At 45.5% G+C, this 2,805-nt stretch carries 2 protein-coding genes; both read right to left on the bottom strand.

From position 1 onward, the window contains the following. Nucleotides 1-1,489: translation elongation factor 4 (gene lepA / locus A3735_RS19610; RefSeq protein WP_068638508.1), on the bottom strand; the 1,489-nt coding region annotated here is incomplete at its 3' end. A 152-nt stretch (nucleotides 1,490-1,641) separates the two neighbouring features. Next, the coding region (locus A3735_RS19605) for an AarF/ABC1/UbiB kinase family protein (protein ID WP_068638506.1) at nucleotides 1,642-2,805 on the bottom strand (1,164 nt) is incomplete at its 5' end.

Here is a 2,805-nt window from a genome sequence, read left to right as displayed (position 1 = left end):
CGTCAACTTTGTCACCGTTTATTAGAACGTCCAGTTTGGTCAAATTAGACGTTTCAAACCGTACAAAGTGATAATCTAGCGACGCGAAGCCCCGACTGACTGATTTGATACGGTCAAAGAAGTCGAGTACCACTTCATTCATTGGTAAATCATATTTGAGAGAGACCTGCCCTCCCAGAAATTGCATATCCTTCTGAATGCCTCGTTTCTCAACACAAAGACTAATTACATTCCCCAAATGCTCTTGTGGTACGAGAATATTTGCCTCTACGATTGGCTCTCTCATCTCCTCTACTGCACCGGGGTCTGGTAGACGAGACGGGTTATCTACTTTAATAACCTCACCATTACGCATCACTAGTTCGTAAATAACTGTTGGCGCAGTGGTCAATAAATCTAAGTTATATTCTCGTTCGAGTCTCTCCTGGATAATCTCCATATGGAGCATACCCAAGAAACCACAGCGGAACCCGAAGCCAAGCGCATCGGAGGTCTCAGGTTCATAATGTAAAGAAGCGTCATTTAAGGTGAGTTTTTCCAAGGCATCGCGAAACGACTCATAGTCATCAGAACTAACTGGAAACAAAGCGGCATAGACCTGTGGCTGGACTTTCTTAAAGCCTGGCAACTGCTCTACTTCAGGAGTTTTAGCATGGGTGATGGTATCACCAACTGGCGCGCCATGAATGTCTTTAATACCCGCAACAACAAAACCAACTTCACCTGCTCTAAGAATGCCGGTCTCATGACGCTTCGGTGTAAACACTCCCGCAGCATCAATTTGGTGGGTTTTGCCCGTTGACTTGATTAAGATTTTATCGCCTTTACGCAAGGTGCCTTCTTTAACTCGTACGAGAGATACAACACCCAAGTAATTATCAAACCAGGAATCAATAATAAGCGCCTGAAGGTCAGCATCAACATCACCCTCTGGAGGTGGAACCACTTCGATTAGAGCTTCAAGAACATCTTCAACTCCCATGCCACTTTTAGCACTACAGGGAACCGCTCCCGACGCATCGATTCCGATAATATCCTCAATCTCTTGGGTTACTCGCTCAGGATCGGCCTGTGGCAAATCCATTTTATTTAGTACAGGAAGTACCTCCAAGCCCATTTCGATGGAGGTATAACAATTTGCCACCGACTGAGCCTCGACCCCCTGACCAGCATCGACAACCAATAACGCACCCTCACAGGCAGCGAGAGAACGTGACACTTCATACGAAAAGTCTACGTGCCCCGGAGTATCGATGAAGTTTAGCTGATAGGTTTCGCCATCTTTTGCCTTATAATCGAGTGTGACACTCTGGGCCTTGATCGTAATACCACGTTCTCGCTCGATATCCATGGAATCGAGTACCTGAGCTTCCATCTCACGGGACGACAGCCCGCCACAATCCTGAATAAAACGATCAGCCAAGGTCGACTTACCGTGGTCAATATGGGCAATTATTGAGAAATTACGAATATGTTTAAGACTACTCACTGGATTATTTTACTCTAAGGTTGATATCTAAATTGAGCACTCGGAATAAGTGGCAACCAAACCGCGCATTCTAAAGGATTTCAGCTAACTTGGCGATATTTGTTTGATAAGTTGCGGGCTTCTTGAAATGTTTAAAGGAAAACGGAGAATGGCTACCGGACGTTAAAGGCTTCAACATAAGGTGCCAATAGGTCCTGCCCCTTAAACTGACCATTAAGTACCGAAATAAAGGTATAGACGCCTACCAGCTTTCGATTCAGGAACACAAATTCTTTTGGCGGAATTTTAAAGTAACGACTAATTGCCGAAACAGCAGCTCGCTTGGCAATACGTGAAGGCAAATCACTATCGCGCCAACGATACTCTCCCTGCTCATTAAAAGATTCAGAACCCGCAGCAGACTGGTCTTTCGCTAAAGGCTCCAGCACTGCAATACAAACCCCGGCAAACTCTTCCAGGATTTTTCGCGGCCAGTCTGCTTGCATAAACTTTAACGCAATCCCACCACGAATAACACCTTCCAGGTCAGCTTCATAAGCAGCTGAAATCATTTGACATACAGGGTTAATAAATTGCTGTGGATACTTTTGCACAGCGCCAAAATCCAGTAACACTATTCTATCTTTGCCACTCTCTTCACCAATTCGTATTCGATAATTACCGAAATTTGGATCAGTTTGAATCTCGTGCCAGACGAACAACTCTTGCAGAAACAGCGCCAAAGATGATTTAGCCAGATTATTACGACGCGCCTGAGACAACTCAGCAACACGCTCGCTAGAAACATTTTCACCCTCTTCGTAGCTTGTAGCCATAACATTTTCGCAGGAGAACTGAAAATACACTTTTGGAACAATGAATCGAGGATCATCTTGAAGCATTTGAGAGAAGCGGGCTGTCGTTTCAGCTTCTAGGTGGTAATCTACCTCCCGATGCATCATCACTCTAACCTCTTCCAACCAATCGTTAAACGCTGGTCCTGCAGTAACCACCCTCGCCAAGCGAAGTATTTGTGCGACAGCATCCAGATCGGCATCAATTGCCTGAGCAACTCCCGGGTACTGAACCTTCAAGCAAATGACTTCACCTGTTTCGATTATTTTTGCACGATGAACCTGTCCTAGCGAAGCTGTGCCTATTGGCTCTTCTTCAACTTCAAGCTTATCCATATTCGCTGCGCCAAGGTGCTCGAACAAAACACCTCGAATGACCGGCCATTCCAGCGCAGTAGTATTTTCTTCAAGAGTATGGAGAGCTTCGGTAACTTCAGGTGGCAGAAAGTGTTCGCCATAAAGCGCCATGACCTGCCCGATTTT

The sequence above is a fragment of the Oleiphilus sp. HI0061 genome, from assembly GCF_001635675.1.
This window is presented reverse-complemented; position numbering and strand designations above follow the sequence as displayed.